This window comes from Leucobacter fengyongliangi (genome assembly GCF_052386045.1).
Genome location: NZ_CM126356.1, coordinates 743,078 through 760,705, shown reverse-complemented (window position 1 = coordinate 760,705; position 17,628 = coordinate 743,078). Strand labels below are relative to the sequence as shown.

The window sequence follows — 17,628 nt, the reverse complement described above, 5'->3', positions numbered from 1 at the left end:
GGCCGATCTGTAGTACGACAGAACGAGGAGGTAGAGAGGGTGAGCATCATCAGCAAACCCACCGTCCGCCTGTGGGTGGGCATCGATGCTGGCAAGGGACACCACTGGGTCTGCGTGATCGACGACAGAGGGCAGACGGTGTGGTCGTCCAAAGTCACCTACGACGAGACGGCGATCTTGGACACCGTGGCCGCGATCCTGCAGCTGGGCGACCAGATCACCTGGGGGTCTCGACATCACCGGTGCCACGTCGGGATTGTTGTTGGCGTTGCTGGCCGCGGCACGGTCAGAACGTCTACTACGTGCCGGGCCGGACGGTGAACCGGATGGCTGGCGCCTATCGGGGCGAGGCGAAGACCGACGCCAGAGACGCGTACGTGATCTCCGAGACCGTCCGTCACCGCCGTGACCTGTCCGTCGTGGACGCCCCGGTCACGGTGGTCGCCGAACTGAGCCTGCTGGTCGGACACCGCACCGACCTCGTCGCCGACCGGGTGCGGCTGGTGAATCGGCTCCGCGACACCCTCACCGGGTACTTCCCCGGGATGGAGCGCGCGTTCGACATCAGCAACCACAAGGGCGCCCTGGTGCTGTTGACCGGATACCAGACCCCCGCCGTGCTGCGCCGAATCGGATCGTCCCGGCTGACGTCCTGGCTGTCCAAACGCAAGGTCCGCTCCGCCGCCGATGTCGCGGCCACCGCGATCGCGGCCGCCGACGGGCAGCACACCACCGTCCCGGGCGAGAAGATCACCGCGACAATCGTCGCCGAACTGGCCCAGGCGCTGCTCGACCTGGACGAGCGGATCACACGTATCGACGCGCAGGTCACCGAGACCTTCCGCACCCACCCGCAGGCGCAGATCATCGAATCCATGCCCGGCATCGGCCCGATCCTCGGCGCGGAACTCATCGCCGCCGCCGGAGACCTCGGCTCCTACGCTGACGCCGGCCGACTCGCCTCCGCCGCCGGCCTGGTCCCTGTCCCAAAAGACTCCGGCCGCCGCACCGGAAACATGCACCGTCCCCAGCGTTACAGTCGTCGACTGAGACGCGTGTTCTACCTGTCCGCGCAGTCCTCGATCATCCGCCCCGACCCCAACCGCGACTTCTACTTCAAGAAGCGATCCGAAGGCTGCAAGCACGTCCAAGCGCTCCTCGCTCTCGCCCGCCGCCGCGTCGACGTCCTCTGGGCACTCCTGCGGGACGGCCGCGTCTTCAGCATCGACAGCCCAACGAAGCCGGCTATCGCCGCTTGACTTCTTCATTGAGACTCCTCGGATGGGGCCAGGATGTAGCGGCTAGGCGCATCCATCTGCGGGCGGTCTCAACGGTACCGACATATTTAGATCAAAGCCACCGCTTCCATCTAAAGACGCCGTACAGCCCGGTGGCGACACCGACCATCAGAACGAGCGAGAAGGGGTAGCCCAGTTCCCACCCGAGTTCGGGCATGTACTCGAAGTTCATCCCGTAGACGGTGCCGACCAGGGTTGGGGCGAAGATGATCGCCGCCCACGAAGAGATCTTCTTGATTTCCTCATTCTGCGCGAGGTTGAGCTCCGTCATCCGCCGCATCTCGTCATTCTGCCGCTGCGCCACCAGCGTGACCTCGACGGTGAGCGCGTTCTCGAGGATGGTTCGGAACGACGCCGATCGCTCGACGATGCGGAGGGCGTGGTCAAGCACGCCCCGCAAGTAGCGCTGCAGTTCACTATCAACCTGGTACTTTTCTGAGCCGCGCAACAGCGCCTCGAGCATGCCGACCAGCGGCTGTGAGGCGCGTTGGAAGTCAATCACCTCGCGGGAGAGCTCATAGATGCGCCGTGACACGCCGTCTTCGTCAGCAAACAGCTGATTCTCAATCTCATCGATGTCGTTTTCCAGACCGGCGATAACTGGTCCGTACTCATCGACGACTTCATCGATAATGGCGTAGAGCACCGCCTCCGGCCCCATCGACAGCAGTTCGGGCGTGCTCTCCAGGCGGTGACGGACCTGAGCCAGGTTTGGGGACTCGGCGTGCCGAATAGTGGCAATGAAGTCCGGGCCGACAAACAGATGCAGTTCGCCGAACTCAACCTTTTCCACAGCATCGAGGTAGCGGGCCGGGCGCAGAACCACGAACAGGGTGTCACCGTAGCGTTCCAGTTTGGACCGCTGATGCCAGGTCAGCGCGTCCTGGACCGCGAGCGGATGCAGCGAAAACTCCTCGGCGACTGCGCGCACCTCGGCCTCGTTCGGCCGATACAACCCGATCCATGCCATCCCGCCACGAGATCGCATCGTTTCAAAGGTCTCATCCAGGTTCGCCGGGCTCTCTGTACGAACGCCGTTCACGTACACTTCGTTGTCAACTAACGCCATCATCATTCCCCCTTCGTCCAAGACTGAGCACAGCGCCGAATTGCGCTGCGAGCTGGAAGTGTGCACCGCTGATGCAGGTCAAGCCAGCATGGCACCACAGGAACGAGCCAAGTTGACGTGGAGATCGAGCACAGCGAAGCCGTGGGACATCGCTCAGGGCGACTAGCAACCTGCGAGCAAGAGTGGCAGACCATGCCGACTCCAAGTCACCGTGAGATTGCGCGAAAGACCCGCCCGCTCCCGTGTGGCATCAATCTCAGTGGCGCGAGTGCCCCGTTTCGGGGTAGTTAGTCATCTGCCGAAGAGGTTTCCCCAGCCCGGGATGTCGATGTTGGAGAGTTGCTCCCCGAAGCCACTGATGTTCTCTCCCCAGCCCGCGAAATTGTCTGTGGCTCCGGCAGCGAGGTCGCTCGCCCCACCAGCTAGATCGCTCGCCCCGCCGGCAATGTCGGTGGCCGTGGCGGTGACGTCCTCCAGTCCCGTGGCAAGCGCGGAAAGGTCGACCGCACCGGCAAGCGCATCGAAATCGACGCCCGCGGTGAGCGCTTCGGCAAGAAGGGGCGTGGCAAGGGCACTTCCGATCGCTCCGGTGGCGACGACAACCAAGAGCCCACCGGCAGCACCGGCGGCGGCCGCGCCGGCCTTCTGCCCGGTGGTGGCGTTTCCTGTTCGAGGGGTTCGAGCGAGGATCCTTGCCAGAACACCCGGCCGAGCTGCCTCGGCGCGGGTGGCAGTGCGGGCAAGATCAGCCGGTTGGGATGTGCGGGGCTGCTCTGCGAGGGGGAGTTCGGTCCGCAGTCGCGCCTGGATCTGGTTTCGTTCTGCGGGAGTGAGTCGGCGGAACGCAGCGGCGTGGATCCGCTCCAGCTGGGCAGGCTCGGCGGCATGAAGGAGGTATTCGTAACGGGCCACTGCGGCACGCTCGGGCGCGTGATCGTTTGCCGGGGGTGGGGTCAGCCCGACGGTGTTCGAGGGTGCAGTACCGGCGGGTGCGCCGGCAGGTGGGGTGAGCGGATGCTCGGGTCCCGGTGGCGGGACGGGTGTCGCCGGTCCGCTGACCGGGGCAGGCGGGGTGGGCGCGGCGCCGGTGATGGGGCCCACCGCACCACGCAGTGTGCTTTTCCAGTCGCGGGGTGCGCTGCCGGTGGTCTTCGCAGGCGCTGGGGTCTTGTTGAGTGCCCGTTGGGCCAGGCCGGTGAGGCGGTCAAACATGGTCATGAGCGTCTTCCTTCTGTGTGGGTGCTGGGGTGCTGTGGAACGTGATTGCGCCTCTTCCGGGCGGGTGGTCGTCCCTCCTGCTTCACGAACGTTGGTCGATCCTGTGGCAGGTCAGGCGAGCGGGAGCCAGGCTACGGACATCACTCCCCACGCCTGGGCCCGACCAGCGGATGGTGGGAGGCGGAGGGAAGAACGTGTGGCTGAGTAGGCTTCGACGCGCACCTGCTCGGGGGTCAGCTCAACCCCCGCGGCGGCGGCATCCGCGAGCACCGCGGTGAGAATCTCGCTGTGCCGTCGAGCGCGAGAATGCAGCAGGACCGCCGGGTCGAGGCTGAACCCTGCCCGCTCCGGCTGCACGTGTACTCCCACATGGGCGGTGCGCTCTGCGAGGAGCCGTACCGCGGTGAACAGTCCGTTCCACCGGACTCTTTGGCGCGGCAGGGCGATGTGCACGCACAGATCACAGTCCCCGACGAACGAGCGGAGATCATTGGGCCATACGGGCGCTTCGACGATGACGCGGTCGATCGGGGTGGTGAGCTGACCGTGACGCAGCAAGCACAGATCGTGTTCTTTCGTAATCACGATCAGCTCCGATCCGGGCAGGCATCGTCGTGTAGCTGCACGCGCGCGCCCCAGTCATCAATCGGATGCAGCACACCGGTGGCCGCAGCAGTCCGGTCGATCACTGTCCGGGCGTCCCAGAATGGACCTCCCTCGACGATGAGGCACTGCCCAGCACCCACGTGCAGCTCGTTGCTCTTGCCGCCTAGCAAGACCCGCTGCCCCGCCGCGACGACAACTTCGGTCACTGATTGATCAGTGACCTCACGCAAGGTAACCGGATTGTCTCCCGCGTTGCGCAGACTCCCGCACCCCGGCAGAGGTCCGCCGCAGCGGTCACCGACACCGACAGTCCACGCGACTACGAGGATCCCGGTCACCGCGAGCAGCGGCAACACAACCACTGCCACCGTCGAACCTCGGCGACCCCTCCTCACCGGCTGGGAATCGGGGGCCAGGGCCGCCGAGGGGTCACGGTCAGTCATCGGAACTCACCTTCCCATCTGCGCGCACTCTGCCCCGGCGGCGGAAGACCGGCTCCGCGGCGGCGAGTTCCTCGTCGGTGGCGAGGCGGAACGCCCCGGCCGCTTCGGTTTCCACCGCGCGCCTTCCTTGGCCGCGGGTGGCGCGGAGGCTGGCGACGATCGAGACGGTGATGATGGTGGCCACCACGGCGAGGCTGATGGTGGTGGGGATGTAGAGGACGTCCAGGAGGAGCATCTTGATGCCCACCCAGATCAGGACGAACGCGAGCCCGACCTTGAGGTAGATGAACCGGTGGATGAGGTCGGCGAGGAGGAAGTACATCGCACGCAGCCCCAGGATGGCGAACGCGTTGGCGGTGAACACCAGGAACGGTTCGGAGGTGACGGCGAAGATCGCGGGGATGGAGTCGACGGCGAAGATGATGTCGGTGATCTCCACCAGGACCAGCACCGCCAAGAGCGGCGTCGCCACCACGATTCCGGCTTTGCGGATCAGGAACTTCTGCCCGTGGTAGGCGTCGGTCATCGGCACGAACCGGCGGAAGGCCTTGAGGATCTTGGACTTCTCGGGGTGAATGTGGTCGTTGCGGGAGCGGAACATCCGCCATCCGGTGTAGATCAGGAACGCGGCAAACACGTACAGGATCCAGGCGAAGTTCTCGATCAGTGCGGCGCCGGCGGCGATGAAGATCCCGCGGAAGATCAGGGCGCCCAGGACGCCGAGGAAGAGCACCCGGTGCTGGTACTCGCGGGGGACGGCGAATGCGGCGAAGATGATCGCCCAGACGAACACGTTGTCCACGGCGAGGGATTTCTCGATCAGGTAGCCGGCGAAGTACTGCTGCCCGAATTCCGCCCCCCACAGCGACCACACGAGCACACCGAAACTCACGCCCAGCACGACCCACACGATCGACCACGCGGCGGCTTCCCGCACACCGATCACATGGGCTTTGCGGTGTGCGACCAGATCGACGGCGAGCATCACCAGGATCACGCCCAGGACGGCGAACCACGCCCACAACGGCACTGACATATCAAAGACCTCCACGAATACTCGTGAAGGTCTCATCGGCCTGACGGCCCTGCGCACCGGATCCCGAGGCGGGAACGTATTGACGATGCGGAGCGAGGATTACTCCCCTTCTTGCCCCATCAAACAGGAGAAGTATGCTTCACGTCAAGTCGGCTCGCGAGAAGTTCCCGGAACCACGGTCAACAGATGGGCGAGCCTGGGGGCGCTTTCGCGGTGTTCTGGCAGGACTATGCTGTCTTCGGGCTGCTCGTCGAGCTGCACGGCGAAGTGGTGGTGGCGGGTGAAGGGTTCGGGGTTCGACCTCGACGCCGGGTTGCGGCGATACCCGTGGGTGTCGAGGGCCATGAACGCGGAGGCCGTATACGGCACCGTTCTGACCGCTGGGCTGATCTCCGCGTTCTCTCTCTACAACCCGGGACTGCCGGTCCTGATCGCGCGCACCATCGGCACCGTCCTGGTGTTCTGAGGTGCACACGTCTACGCCGAGATCGTCGGCAACCGTGCAATGAGCTGGCGAGAAGCGGTCCGCGAAGGCCTCCAACGCTCCGCCGGACTCCTGTGGGCACTCATCGTCCCGGTCGCCTGCCTGACCACGGGCGCGCTCCTCGGACTATCGATGGATGCCGCCGTAGACATCTCCTTGTGGGGAGGCGTCGTCACCCTCGCCATATTGGGATGGTGGGCGGCCCGGCAACGCAACGACCCCGCCCTGGTGAAGGTGGTCACCGCCGCCGCGACGGCAGGCATGGGACTCGCGCTGATCGCTCTCAAAGCACTCGTGCACTGACCGCGCCCCGGCATCCGCTTAGCCGAGCGGGAACGCGCGTGTCTTAGTGGATGTCCAGTAACGCGCGGATGAGGTCGCCCACGGTATGCGCGGCGTTCGCAGGATGCCGCAACGGACGGTCCTGGTACAACACGTAGTGGTTGCGCCGACCGCGCTTCTCCCGCTCCAGGTATCCGGCGTCCTCGAGATCGTTGAGGATCGTGAGCGCCGAACGCGTGGAGATCCCGACCTCCGCGGCGATATCGCGCACAGTGGCGTCATGGTTAGCCGCGATCGCGAGCAACACGTGCGCGTGATGGGTCAAGAACGTCCACTCCGCCATAGCTCCCATCCTCCCAGGGCTGCGCCTACCGGCATGCCATCCAGGATCTGCGGCGGCTGAGATCAGGCCGCGGTGGGTGCGTGCTCGGCTGCGTCAGATGCCGAAAAGATGGCCAGGAGTTCACCGATGTGATGGTCCCTGTCCAGCGGGTGCCGCAACGGCCGGTCCGGGTTCAGCCGGTAGGTGTTGCGCCGTCCGACCCGCTCCCGGGTCAGGTACCCCTCCTGCTCGAGCTCGCTGACGATGCGCTGCGCCGCCCGTTCGGTCACCCCCACCAGGGTCGCCACATCTCGCAACAGAATCTGCGGATTGGCCGCCACACACAGCAGGACGTGGGCGTGATTCGTGAGAAAGGTCCACTGCGCCATCGCCCCATGCTACCGTGCGGCCCCGCACGTTTCGGCACATGTATTTACGGAATCACAATACGTGCTATGTTTTTCATGTTTTCAGTGACATAAAAAGTCGGGGGTGCGGGTGATGGGGAGCGTGGTGTTCACGATCGCGGTGACGGCACCGTGGGTCGCTGTCGTGGTCGCGGCGTTGCTACCCGCATCGACCGGGACGGTGGCGCGGGCCGCAGCATGGGTGACCGGAACAGGCGCCGTCGCTGCTGTCGCCACCGGCCTGTTGGCGGTGCTCGGTGAGCGCCCGCCGTCCGGTGGACTATGGGCGGGCGACCCGGTGGCGGTGCTGATGCTGATGCTGGTCTTGTGGTTGAGCGCGGTGATTCAAGTGTTTGCGGTCCGCTACCTGCGCGGTGACCTGCGACAGCGATGGTTCGCGGTGTGGGCGAACGCGTTGACGGGCAGCACCGTGGTGATGGTGTGCGCGGGGACGGTGGTCACCTTCACCGTCGGCTGGATCGCCGCGGGTCTCTGCCTGGTCTTTCTGCTGAACACCTACCGCTCGCTGCCACAGGCCCGTCAAGGGGTGCGGCGGGCCGGGTTGAGCTTTCTGATCGCCGACGCCCCACTGGTCGTGGCGGTGTTGATCCTGACGCTGGCCGTCGGGGGGGATGTCCGTCTCGCGCAGGTCGGATCGGTCGCAGGGATCCTGCCGGAGGGCATGGTGGTCGCGGTGGCGCTGCTGCTGGTGGTCGCGGCGCTGGGGCGATCCGCACAGTTCCCCTTCCACCGGTGGCTTCCCTCGACGCTGGCCGCACCGACCCCCGTCTCCGCGTTGCTGCACGCTGGTGTCGTGAACGCGGGCGCGATCCTGGTGATCCGGTTCTCCCCGCTGATCGCACCCGTTGCGGTGGCGATGCTGGTCATCTTCGCGGCGGGAGCGGCGACACTGGTGTACGCCGCGGCAGTCCGGCTGGTCAAACCCGACGTGAAGGGCCGGCTGGTGTTCTCCACCGCCGGCCAGATGGGCTTCATGATGATGGCTGTCGGGCTGGGCGCGTTCGCTGCCGCCGCCTTCCACCTGCTCGCGCACGCGCTCTATAAGTCGGCTCTGTTCCTTTCCGCCGGCACCGGAGTGGCCAGACACGCCGAACAACGCACCTGGCCCGCCCCGGAACCGTCTTCCCGGTCCCGCACTGTCGCGGCGGCCCTGCTCGCCACCACCCTGACCGTGGCGGTGCTGGTGGCGGCCAAGGTAGTGCTCGCCCCGCAAGCAACCCCCGCGAGCCTCGCCCTGCTCGGATTCGTCGCCTTCACCGCCGTTGTTGCCATCGCAGCCGGACTTCGCCGCACCATGACAACAGCCACGCTCACGGCCGCGGGAATCGGACTCACGGTTCTGGGATTCTTCTACGTCGCCTTCCTCGGCCTGTTCGACTCCCTGATCAGTCCCGCTGCGTCCATGCAGCCGGCATCGCCCTGGTTGCTGCTGATCCCCGCCGCGCTCTTGCTCGGCTTGCAGTGGCTGGCCAGGTCCCCCCGCACCGCCGGCGGGATGCACAGGGTCCTGTACATGTGGGCCCTCGCCGAATCGACGGTCTCCCCACCCACCCGGATCGAACCGGTCCGCGCTCGTCAGAAGGAGGTCGTGGCATGAGTCTGCTGATCCAGGCCCATGTCGCCCAAGCAGCCCACGATGTCATCGCCGTCTGGCCAATCGGATCGTTCATCGCACTCAATCCGCTCGCCGCACACGAGAGCACCCGATTCGAGAACATCCACGAACCCGGTATCACGCTCACCCAGACTCTTCCTCGGTATCGCGCCCAGTACGCGTCGGGGCGCATCACCCGCCCGGATCTGATCTCAGCTCTGCACGAGCGGATCGGGGAACTTGACGGTTTCCCTGTCCTCGAGCTCGGCCGGATGGCCTGGTCGGCTGCAGAGATCCTCGTCGAGGAAATGCTGCGATCCGACAGTCGCCCGCCGACTCCGAGGACGCTGTCGGCGGCGGATCCGCTTGAACAGCACGTCACAAAGTGGGTGGCCGCTTTCGTGGACCCCGACGCGCAGTGGCCGATACCCGGCCGACGGGACGGGTTCTACAGCGCCTGGCACGCCCTGTCCGTCCACGACCCGCATCTGAGCCGGCTGGCGCGACGGCGGATCCGCTCCCTCCCCGATCAGGCTCTGCCCGCCCTGACGGCAGCCCTCACCCATCTCGGGGTCGCTGATGGGGCCACCGTGCAGACCCTCACGGCAGAGCTGGCCGCGCTACCGGGGTGGACCAGCTACCTGAAATGGCGGTCCGAGCACAGCGGCGACATCGACCTCACCGAATACCTCGCCGTCCGCCTCGCGCTCCGCCACGCTCTCGACCTTCCGCCGCGCCCGCTTTCGCCCCGCCCCGGACCCGACGGCGACCACCCCCCAGACCCGGCGAAGGAACTGTGGGCGCGCGCCGAGCAGATCTCCGCCACCCTCTCTCCGTCGCCCACCCGTGCCGAGGTGGCGATGGTGGCCCGTGTTCTGATCCTGCATCCCCCCACCGATCATCCGTTCACCTGGCAAGCGGCCTACGAGAGCCACTACCGCACCGCACTCGTTCAGTCGATCACCTACGGCACTGCCGCACCCGGCCGGCCGACGGTGCAGGTGGTGATGTGTATCGACCCGCGTTCCGAAGGGGTTCGCCGTCACTTGGAATCGCACCCGGGGTTGGAGACGCTCGGATTCGCCGGGTTCTTCGGCGTTCCGGTCCGGTTCACGTCTTTCCAGGGCCGCGGGGCAGTGGACTCCCTTCCTGCCCTGTTGCGTCCCCGCCACGCCGTCACCGAATCACCCACGAGTCCCCAGCGCGCCCATCGACGCAGCCGGGGGCTCCGATTCCTCGACGCCGCCGCGCACGCGCTGCACGCCACCGAGAACGCAACCGCGACCCCGTTCGCGCTGGCCGAAACCGCCGGCTGGTTCTACGGTGCCACCACCTTCACCCGCACCCTCGCCCCCGGGCTGCACCACACCCTCACCCGCACCTGGCGAACCCTGATCGCGCCGCCCTCCCCCAGTGAGGTCACCGTTTCGGATGCCTTCAGTCTCGAGGAGCGTGTGACGCTGGCCGAAGCGGCGGTCACGATGATGGGCCTGCACCAGTTCGCTCCGCTGATCGTCCTCACCGGACACAGATCCACCAGCATCAACAACCTCTACCAATCAGCGTTGGACTGCGGCGCCTGCGGCGGAAACCCAGGCGCTGTGAACGCCCGAGCGGCCGCAGCGATCTTCAACGACCCCACCGTCCGGGCAGCGCTCGCCCCCCGCGGGATCACCATCCCGGAGGACACGGTGTTCGTCGCCGCGCTGCACGACACCGTCGCCGACACCATCACCGTGCTCGACCCGCACCTGGTCCCGGACACCCACGCCACCGAACTAGCGGAGTTCATCGTGCACGCACGGGCCGCAGCGGATCACCTGGTCCGCGAGCGGGCGACCACCCTCCCGGGCGCTCACCCGCACCAGTCCCTGGCCCGGCTGAGAGCCCGCGCACACGACTGGGCAGAGGTCTACCCAGAGCTGGGACTGGCCGGCAACGCCGCCATGATCATCGGACCCCGGGAAATGACCGCCAGTGTGAACCTGCACCGCCGCGTGTTCCTGCATTCCTACCGCACCGAAATGGACCCCGGCGGGACAGGGCTGGAAACCATCCTGACCGCCCCGATGATCGTGGCGCAGTGGATCAACCACCAGTACTACTTCTCCACCCTCAACCCCGACCTGCTCTCCGCCGGCACCAAAACCATCCACAACGCCATCGGCGGCATCGGCGTCCTCGCCGGCCACAGCGGCGACCTCCGCCGCGGACTGCCCTGGCAATCCGTCGCCGTCGGCGACAACTACCTGCACGAACCGTTGCGCCTGAGCGTGATCATCCAAGCCCCGCTGGAAAGGATCGGCGACATCATCTCCGGCAACCAGGTCCTGCGCGACCTGTTCGACAACGACTGGATCACCCTCACTGCCCGCCCCTCCCCCAACACCCCCTGGCACCGGTACACCCGCTACGGCTGGGCGAGCCAACCCGCCCACACACACAGCAAGGAGAACCGCTCATGCACGGACTGACCCAAATGACGAAGGTGGAATTCGTCGTCCCCGGCCGCGACGCCCCCTCGATCCGCGCCCTGATCACCGCCGCCGGCGCCACCGGCTACACCGCCGTCTCCGGCGTCTCCGGCATCGGCCACCACGGCCAACACTCCGGTGCGCTGCTGTTCAACGACTACGACACCCTCACCATGCTGATCACCGTCCTCCCCACCGACCGCGCCGAAGAGCTCATCACCGCAGCACGGGAACTGTTCACCACCTGCAGCGGCGTCATGTTCGCCACCGACACCTACGTCAGCCGACCTGACTACTTCCAATGACACCCACCCCGCACCCCTACCGCGGTGCCGTCATCGCGTTCGCCACCATGCACGGCAAAGAACAACTCGCCCGCGGACCGTTCCACACAATCCTCGGCGCCACAGTTCTCGGCGTGGCCGGAATCGACACTGACCAGTTCGGAACCTTCGCCGGCGACATTCCTCGCACCCTCCCCCCACGAGAAACCGCGCGCGCCAAAGCGCGCCTCGGAATCCGCACCGCAGGCCTCACAGCAGGCTTGGCCAGCGAAGGCAGCTTCACCACCGAATACGGGTGGAGTACCCGACACAACGAACTCGTCCTCTTCCTCGACGAGGACCGCGGGATCGAGGTTGTCGAATCCCGCACCGCCAGCTTCCCCCTGCCCCCGGGCCGGCACATCCTCACCAGCGCGCAAGCCCTCTCCTACGCCACCAGCCTCGGCTTTCCCCACCAAGGCGTCATCGTGCAAGCCCACCACGACCACGGATCCCACGCCCACAAAGACACCCACAGCCCGGCCGAACTTGAGATCACCGTCAACCGGCTCCTCGACCAGAACGTGCCCGTGTCGGTGCTGCCGGACTATCGTGCGCATCGCTCACCCGCCCGCGCCGACATCCTCCGAGATCTCTGCTCCCGCATGGCCAGGCGCCTCTCCACCCCTTGCCCCGGCTGCCGCAGCCCCGGATACGGGCGAGTAAAGACCATCCCCGGACTCCCCTGCGGCACGTGCGGTCAACCCACGCATCTGCCCGCCGCCGACATCCACGCCTGCAGCACCTGCGACACCACCCACACCCGACCACGCACCTCAACCCTCGCCGACCCGCAATGGTGCGAGACCTGCAATCCTTGACCACCTCGCAGCCCAACCTCGATCCCGCCGGCCGTGCTCGACCGGAACAGCTGGAGGCCCCGCCAACAGGACCTCCGGCCCTACGTGCGCCGGGCTGGCCCCCGGATAGTAGAAGAAGGAGGCAGAGACCCATGAGCACTGCACACGGACAACCCCTCCGATCGCGTTCTGAAGATGGCTGTCCGACTCGTCCCATGGATGCCGGGGCCGTCGTGCTGTTGACCGGAGAGAGCGAACCGCCGGAGACCGTTCGGGACGCCTGGGCTGGCGCTGCTCGCACAAGCGGTGGCGTCCGTATCATTCGCGTCGTCGAAGACCGAGCATGGGAGACCATCGCCGAACGGAATTGCCACGCCTCCCAGGCCAGGGAGCAGCTTTGCCGGCTGGTCGGCGAGATTCGCGCGAAGGATCCGTCCACTCGTGTCTCGGGTCAGCTCCACAGAGGCCCGCTGCACACAGTGCTCCGCAGCCTCGGCGGCGCCCCGATTCTTCATTTCGACCGCGCAGCAGCCTCTTTGTCCAGCCCGGAGCCCGACGTGACGGAGGATGCGGCGTCGGGCCGATCTGCCGTTGACGCAGGGCTGAGAACCCGTTCGATGAGAAGGAGTGCAACATGAATGAGAAGTTGGTTGTCGGTGTGACGGATGCGTCTGCGTCTCGTCGGGCCGTGGACTGGGCCGTGGAGAGAGCTGCAGCGCGTGGTGACCGGCTCGAGCTGGTATCGATCATCGGCCGCGCGAAAGGTGTCCGCGGGGAGGGACCAGTCATCGAGGAGGCCCTCCAGCTCACACGAAGCCTTCTCGATCGGGAGGCTGAGCGCGTCCGAGCGCACGGCGTGCCCGTCGAGACGCGGATCGGGCGGGGCAAACCGGTGGAACAGCTCATCGACGCCTCCAAGGGAGCTGCTCTGCTGGTCATCGGAAGCGACTACCGCGGCCCAGAGACCGGGCCAGCGCGCGGCCCGCACGGGATCCGCATCACCGCCGGTGCACACTGTCCGGTCGCCGTCGTACCCGACCTGGACCTGACTGGCAGAACCGGGGTCGTCGTCGGCATCGACGGAGCAGATGTGTCCGAGGCCGCCATCGCGTTCGCCGCCGCCGAGGCGGACCGGTCCGCAGAGGTGCTCACCGCCGTCAGCGCTTGGTCGCCAGTCACGGTACCTCTCGGTCTCAGGTCCTACCCCGACGACTACCTGGGCATCATGCACCGCATGGCCGCGGAAACGCTAGCCGGCTCTGTTGGTGGGCTTCCCTCGAAGTACCCGGACTTGGGACTGGAACTGGTCGTTGAACGGGGCGAACCGGCCCTCCTCATCAACCGTGTCGCGGCGCACGCGCGCCTCACCATAGTCGGATCGCACCGCCGCGGGGCGATGGCACGGTTCCTCCTCGGCTCCACCAGTGAACAGGTTCTCGCCCGGCTCGCGACAACCACCATCGTCGTGCGATGAGCGGGATCGCAAACGAGATGGCGAGGTGCTCGAGGCGCGCGAGCCGTCACGGCGGCTTGCGCAGCCTTGCCAAGAAGAGGTGGTCACGCTGTCTGTGACAACCTGAGTGGAGACCAGGGTGACGGTCTCATTCGGACCCACCTGATCGGCTGTCGGTGTGTTGTGACAACTACCTAATCTGGAGAACGATCTAGACGGAACGGTCCGCGCGGTCGGACGGGTCAGAGCCCACAAGCCACACCGCTGTGACTCGGTCCGACCCGCGGATGTCGGCTGAAAGGGACCAGGCCTCACGAAAGTTCGCGCGCGCCCAGTCGATAGTCTCAACCAGGCTGGCGCCCTCCATCTCATACACTGCGACCGCGCCATCGCCATTCAGATGGCCCCACACGCGGAACACCGCGTCATGGATCTCCTCCGTGACATCCCGCTCATCAATCAAAGTTGCGCGCATGGGTTCAGGCTATGACGTCCAGAGCTGCTGAGCAGCCTTAGTGAGCTCTAGACAAGTCCTATTGCACCTGATCAGATGAGCGTTCTCGGTTTGACGAGCCGTCAGAATCTCACGTCGACCGGTGAATCCGGGCTTAGCGTCAAGCCCGATGCGTCGCGTTTCCTGCGGGCAGTGCTCCCTGCTCTCGCGGCGTGCGGTTTCCAATCCGTCGGATGACGGCCTTGGCACCTTCCATCACCACGAAAACGCCGACGGCCAGGCCAGCTGTCAGTGCCCAACTGTGGAAACCGATGGGGGTTGAGTCGAACCAGTCGTTCATGAACGGCGCGTAGGTGAACATGATCTGCAGAGCCATCAGCAGGCCGGCCGAGATCCACAGGTTGCGGTTCCCGGTAAGTACCCGAACAGTGAACGCGGAACCGTTGAGCAGACGGCAGTTCAAAAGGAAAGCGAGCTGGCCGAGGGCGAGCATCAGGACTGCGGACGTCTGCGCCACGGCGTAATCGCCGGTGCGGTCGCGCTCGAGAAGGTAAACGACGAAGGTCGCGACGCCGATGACGACCGAGGCGGTGAGGACGACGGCGATCGCCCGCGACGACAGGACCTGCTCCGTCGCTGAGCGCGGCATGCGCCGCATGATGCCTGGCTCTGCGGGCTCTCTCGCCAAGGTCAACGACAACGTGAGCGCGGTGACCAAGTTGATCCAAAGGATTTGCACCGGGGAAAGCGGCAGAGCAATCCCCGCCAGGACCGCAGCGATGATCACAAGGGCCTGCGCGCCGTTGGTTGGCAACAGGAAGACTACGGACTTGCGGATGTTGTCATAGATCCGCCGGCCTTCCTCGACAGCGCGTTCGATAGTCGCGAAGTTGTCGTCGGCGAGAACGATGTCCGCCGCTTCCTTGGTCGCTTCGGTTCCCTTGATGCCCATGGCCACGCCAACGTCCGCGAGCGTGATCGAAGGGGCGTCGTTGACGCCGTCGCCGGTCATGGCGACGACCTCGCCGTGAGACTGCAGGGCGCGCACGATCCGCAGCTTGTGCTCCGGGGAGGTACGAGCGTAAACGTCCACGTCACGTACGACCCGGCGGAGTTCGTCGTCGTCCATCGCTTGGAGGTCGGCGCCGGTCAGGGCGAGAACTTCGCCCTCCGCTGGGGCGATGCCCAGCTCACGGGCGATCGCCGTCGCAGTCCCGCGGTGGTCGCCGGTGATCATCTTCACGCGGATACCTGCAGCGTGGGCCTCGGCGATCGCCGCAGTTGCCTCGGGGCGTGGTGGGTCGACGATGCCGATGATGCCGAGGAAAGTCAGGCCGCCATCGAGGTCGCCCAGCACGATATTGTCGACACCGTCGGCCGGGCGTGTGGCTGCGGCCAGCACGCGCAGTCCTTTGGCCGAGAGTGCGTCGATCCGCTCCTCCCACGCCGCCCGGTTGAGCGGTGCGGTGCCGCCGTCGGCAGAGCGCTCGGTGTCGGCTCGGTCGAGAAGGCGGTCCGGGGCGCCGACCACGTGGACGAATCGGGTCACGCCGTCGGGGGTTGAGCCGGTCGGGAGCTCGTCGAGGGTGGCTGCGAACTTGTGGGTTGACTCGAACGGCACCGCGCCGACGCGGGTCACGGCGCCGGTGGCTGCGCCGGCTTTCGCCGCCAGGACGTCGAGGGCTCCCTCGGTCGGCACGCCGACAACCCGCCAGCGGTCTTCCGTCTGTTCGACATGGGCGTCGTTGGTGAGACCGGCGGCCAGCACGAGATCGGAGAGGTCGGGGTGGACGGCGAGGTCGGCGGTCTGGCCGTCGGAGTTGACGACCCGACCCACGGGGTCATAGCCGGTGCCCTCGACTGTGTATGTGCTTACTGCCGTGACGACCGTCCGGGCGGTCATCTCGTTCTGAGTGAGCGTCCCAGTCTTGTCAGAGCAGATGGTCGTCGTGGAGCCGAGGGTCTCAACCGCCTCCATCTTGCGTGTGATTGCGTGGCGTTTAGCCATCTGCTGCACGCCGAGCGCTAGCGTGATCGTCACCAGGGCGGGCAGTCCCTCTGGCACCGCAGCCACGGCGAACCCGATGGCCGCCGAGATGAGCTCATCAACATCCAGGCCGTGCACGAACCAGCCGATGAGCAACATGACAACGGCGAGCACGCCGATGAGGATCGACAGCTGCTTACCCAGGTGGGCGAGCTGTCGGGCGAGCGGGGTGTCCATCTGGTCCTGCTCGGACACGAGCACCGAGATACGGCCGATCTCAGTGTCCCGCCCCGTAGCCACCACCACGCCCTCGCCGTTGCCCGCCGTGACGATCGTCCCTGAGAAGAGCATCGACGTTCGGTCCCCGATGCCCGCATCCGCAGCCACGATCTCATCGCTCTTGTCGGCGGCCACCGACTCGCCTGTCAACGCAGACTCGTCGATCTGCAGCCGCCCGGAGGTTAACAGCCGGACGTCCGCCGGCACCCGGTCGCCGCTACGAACGCGGACGACGTCACCGACGACGATGGTCGCGGAGTCGACCACTCCCCAGGTCCCGTCGCGCCGTACCTGCGCGCTCAACGACTGCATCTTGCGCAATCCCGCGAGCGCCGACGCCGCACGACCTTCCTGGATGAAGCCGATCAGCCCAGTAGCCACGATCACAACAGCGATCACGGTGAAGTCGACCCAGTCGCCCCTAATCGCCTTCAGCACGGCCGCCACGATGAGGATGTAGATCAAAACGTCAGCGTAGTGGGCCAGCAGACGCTTGAAGACGGACGGCTCGGGCGGAGTCGGCAATTCGTTGCGACCGTCGCGCGCGAGACGGGATTCGGACTCGCCTTCCGTCAGGCCTTCTGGCCCGCTAGCGACAGCGCGCAACACCTCCCCCCCAGTGATGGCCCAGGACGCTGCGGGCGCCTCGGCGCGGGAGCGGTCGGTCTCAGAAATATTCATCTGGCGTGCTCCTTGGCAGGGTACGGTTACGCATGATCGCCCGTCCAGCGCACGCTGCGCTACCGCAGTGAGCGAGCGACTGCACTGCTGTCGGCCTCCAGCTCATTTTTGCTTTGTGACCTGTGCGCCGCCGACGCGATTGCAATCCTCTGATTGTAGACACCCGTTTCGATAATCACAATGCGTCCGTCAGAGGCAATTCGGTGCGTCACGCAAAGAAGCGTGCTGGAGTGCAACGAGGTCGTCGCCAGCGCTCTGAATCCGGCGTTGCGGGCTTCCCGAGTGCATACGCACTTCGATCCGGTCTCGCGCGCCGCCAGCTCGGAACGCCGTCATCCTTGCGCGAGGTTGAGAAGTGAAGTCGCTGAACCCGTCGGTGGGCGGCGTCACTTTTTTG

The 17,628-nt window shown here is 66.2% G+C and carries 16 protein-coding genes and 1 pseudogene; 8 read left to right on the top strand and 9 right to left on the bottom strand.

Features of this window, described 5'->3' with window-relative positions; genetic code table 11:
- Nucleotides 1-48 precede the first annotated feature (48 nt).
- Nucleotides 49-1,259 (top strand): annotated as a pseudogene (locus ACTNFK_RS03600) (IS110 family RNA-guided transposase).
- A 91-nt stretch (nt 1,260-1,350) separates the two neighbouring features.
- Here ACTNFK_RS03600 and ACTNFK_RS03595 read toward each other — a convergent pair.
- The 5 genes from ACTNFK_RS03595 to ACTNFK_RS03575 all read right to left on the bottom strand — a co-directional run bounded on the left by ACTNFK_RS03595 (nt 1,351) and on the right by ACTNFK_RS03575 (nt 5,670).
- Nucleotides 1,351-2,367, bottom strand: coding sequence for a magnesium and cobalt transport protein CorA (locus ACTNFK_RS03595; RefSeq protein WP_435937105.1), 1,017 nt, complete (start codon nt 2,365-2,367; stop codon nt 1,351-1,353).
- A 291-nt stretch (nt 2,368-2,658) separates the two neighbouring features.
- Nucleotides 2,659-3,585 (bottom strand): cation-transporting ATPase, encoded by a 927-nt coding sequence (locus ACTNFK_RS03590; protein WP_435909511.1) that lies wholly within the window; start codon nt 3,583-3,585, stop codon nt 2,659-2,661.
- A 111-nt stretch (nt 3,586-3,696) separates the two neighbouring features.
- Nucleotides 3,697-4,170, bottom strand: a complete 474-nt coding sequence (locus ACTNFK_RS03585) for a hypothetical protein (RefSeq protein ID WP_251449782.1) — start codon at nt 4,168-4,170, stop codon at nt 3,697-3,699.
- Nucleotides 4,171-4,172: 2 nt separating this feature from the next.
- Nucleotides 4,173-4,634: a hypothetical protein gene (locus ACTNFK_RS03580; protein WP_435937104.1), complete on the bottom strand. Its 462-nt coding sequence runs from the start codon at nt 4,632-4,634 to the stop codon at nt 4,173-4,175.
- Entirely contained in the window at nt 4,627-5,670 is a 1,044-nt protein-coding gene (locus tag ACTNFK_RS03575; RefSeq protein WP_435937152.1) for a TerC family protein, read from the bottom strand. Before ACTNFK_RS03575 ends, ACTNFK_RS03580 begins: the two co-directional genes overlap by 8 nt.
- A 280-nt stretch (nt 5,671-5,950) precedes the next feature.
- On the opposite strand from ACTNFK_RS03575, the gene ACTNFK_RS03570 reads away from it, so the two are divergent.
- Nucleotides 5,951-6,136, top strand: coding sequence for a hypothetical protein (locus ACTNFK_RS03570; RefSeq protein ID WP_445117193.1), 186 nt, complete (start codon nt 5,951-5,953; stop codon nt 6,134-6,136).
- 39 nt (nt 6,137-6,175) lie between these two features.
- Nucleotides 6,176-6,457, top strand: a complete 282-nt coding sequence (locus ACTNFK_RS03565; protein WP_435909508.1) for a hypothetical protein — start codon at nt 6,176-6,178, stop codon at nt 6,455-6,457.
- A 43-nt stretch (nt 6,458-6,500) separates the two neighbouring features.
- Here ACTNFK_RS03565 and ACTNFK_RS03560 read toward each other — a convergent pair whose 3' ends face one another.
- Together ACTNFK_RS03560 and ACTNFK_RS03555 are read right to left on the bottom strand one after the other, a co-directional pair.
- Entirely contained in the window at nt 6,501-6,779 is a 279-nt protein-coding gene (locus ACTNFK_RS03560) for a helix-turn-helix transcriptional regulator (RefSeq protein ID WP_147040076.1), read from the bottom strand.
- A gap of 62 nt (nt 6,780-6,841) precedes the next feature.
- The gene (locus ACTNFK_RS03555) at nt 6,842-7,147 is read right to left on the bottom strand and encodes a helix-turn-helix transcriptional regulator (protein WP_206477558.1); all 306 of its coding nucleotides are present in this window, start codon (nt 7,145-7,147) and stop codon (nt 6,842-6,844) included.
- Nucleotides 7,148-7,268: 121 nt separating this feature from the next.
- On the opposite strand from ACTNFK_RS03555, the gene ACTNFK_RS03550 reads away from it, so the two are divergent.
- The 5 genes from ACTNFK_RS03550 to ACTNFK_RS03530 all read left to right on the top strand — a co-directional run bounded on the left by ACTNFK_RS03550 (nt 7,269) and on the right by ACTNFK_RS03530 (nt 13,851).
- Nucleotides 7,269-8,783 carry a proton-conducting transporter transmembrane domain-containing protein gene (locus ACTNFK_RS03550; RefSeq protein ID WP_435937102.1) on the top strand — a complete coding sequence of 505 codons (1,515 nt, stop codon included), beginning with the start codon at nt 7,269-7,271 and terminating at the stop codon, nt 8,781-8,783.
- Nucleotides 8,780-11,254 (top strand): DUF2309 domain-containing protein, encoded by a 2,475-nt coding sequence (locus ACTNFK_RS03545; RefSeq protein ID WP_435937101.1) that lies wholly within the window; start codon nt 8,780-8,782, stop codon nt 11,252-11,254. Before ACTNFK_RS03550 ends, ACTNFK_RS03545 begins: the two co-directional genes overlap by 4 nt.
- Nucleotides 11,242-11,559, top strand: a complete 318-nt coding sequence (locus ACTNFK_RS03540; RefSeq protein WP_435937100.1) for a P-II family nitrogen regulator — start codon at nt 11,242-11,244, stop codon at nt 11,557-11,559. The genes ACTNFK_RS03545 and ACTNFK_RS03540 overlap by 13 nt, the downstream gene beginning before the upstream one ends.
- Complete coding sequence (locus tag ACTNFK_RS03535) at nt 11,556-12,398, top strand: DUF6671 family protein (RefSeq protein WP_435937099.1); 843 nt, start codon at nt 11,556-11,558, stop codon at nt 12,396-12,398. Before ACTNFK_RS03540 ends, ACTNFK_RS03535 begins: the two co-directional genes overlap by 4 nt.
- A gap of 613 nt (nt 12,399-13,011) precedes the next feature.
- Nucleotides 13,012-13,851 (top strand): universal stress protein, encoded by an 840-nt coding sequence (locus ACTNFK_RS03530; protein ID WP_028495564.1) that lies wholly within the window; start codon nt 13,012-13,014, stop codon nt 13,849-13,851.
- A 190-nt stretch (nt 13,852-14,041) separates the two neighbouring features.
- On the opposite strand, the gene ACTNFK_RS03525 is transcribed toward ACTNFK_RS03530, so the two are convergent.
- Nucleotides 14,042-14,305 (bottom strand): hypothetical protein, encoded by a 264-nt coding sequence (locus tag ACTNFK_RS03525; RefSeq protein ID WP_028495563.1) that lies wholly within the window; start codon nt 14,303-14,305, stop codon nt 14,042-14,044.
- 139 nt (nt 14,306-14,444) lie between these two features.
- Nucleotides 14,445-17,231, bottom strand: coding sequence for a cation-translocating P-type ATPase (locus ACTNFK_RS03520; protein ID WP_207475923.1), 2,787 nt, complete (start codon nt 17,229-17,231; stop codon nt 14,445-14,447).
- Between the last annotated feature and the right edge of the window lie 397 nt (nt 17,232-17,628).

Bases quoted from the DNA above. Each gene is read 5' to 3' on its own strand.
- ACTNFK_RS03555 (WP_206477558.1), bottom strand. From the start codon at position 7,147: ATGGCGCAGTGGACCTTTCTCACGAATCACGCCCACGTCCTGCTGTGT.
- ACTNFK_RS03595 (WP_435937105.1), bottom strand. From the start codon at position 2,367: ATGGCGTTAGTTGACAACGAAGTGTACGTGAACGGCGTTCGTACAGAG.
- ACTNFK_RS03545 (WP_435937101.1), top strand. From the start codon at position 8,780: ATGAGTCTGCTGATCCAGGCCCATGTCGCCCAAGCAGCCCACGATGTC.
- ACTNFK_RS03565 (WP_435909508.1), top strand. From the start codon at position 6,176: ATGAGCTGGCGAGAAGCGGTCCGCGAAGGCCTCCAACGCTCCGCCGGA.
- ACTNFK_RS03540 (WP_435937100.1), top strand. From the start codon at position 11,242: ATGCACGGACTGACCCAAATGACGAAGGTGGAATTCGTCGTCCCCGGC.
- ACTNFK_RS03560 (WP_147040076.1), bottom strand. From the start codon at position 6,779: ATGGCGGAGTGGACGTTCTTGACCCATCACGCGCACGTGTTGCTCGCG.
- ACTNFK_RS03575 (WP_435937152.1), bottom strand. From the start codon at position 5,670: ATGTCAGTGCCGTTGTGGGCGTGGTTCGCCGTCCTGGGCGTGATCCTG.
- ACTNFK_RS03580 (WP_435937104.1), bottom strand. From the start codon at position 4,634: ATGACTGACCGTGACCCCTCGGCGGCCCTGGCCCCCGATTCCCAGCCG.
- ACTNFK_RS03525 (WP_028495563.1), bottom strand. From the start codon at position 14,305: ATGCGCGCAACTTTGATTGATGAGCGGGATGTCACGGAGGAGATCCAT.
- ACTNFK_RS03520 (WP_207475923.1), bottom strand. From the start codon at position 17,231: ATGAATATTTCTGAGACCGACCGCTCCCGCGCCGAGGCGCCCGCAGCG.
- ACTNFK_RS03590 (WP_435909511.1), bottom strand. From the start codon at position 3,585: ATGACCATGTTTGACCGCCTCACCGGCCTGGCCCAACGGGCACTCAAC.
- ACTNFK_RS03530 (WP_028495564.1), top strand. From the start codon at position 13,012: ATGAATGAGAAGTTGGTTGTCGGTGTGACGGATGCGTCTGCGTCTCGT.
- ACTNFK_RS03535 (WP_435937099.1), top strand. From the start codon at position 11,556: ATGACACCCACCCCGCACCCCTACCGCGGTGCCGTCATCGCGTTCGCC.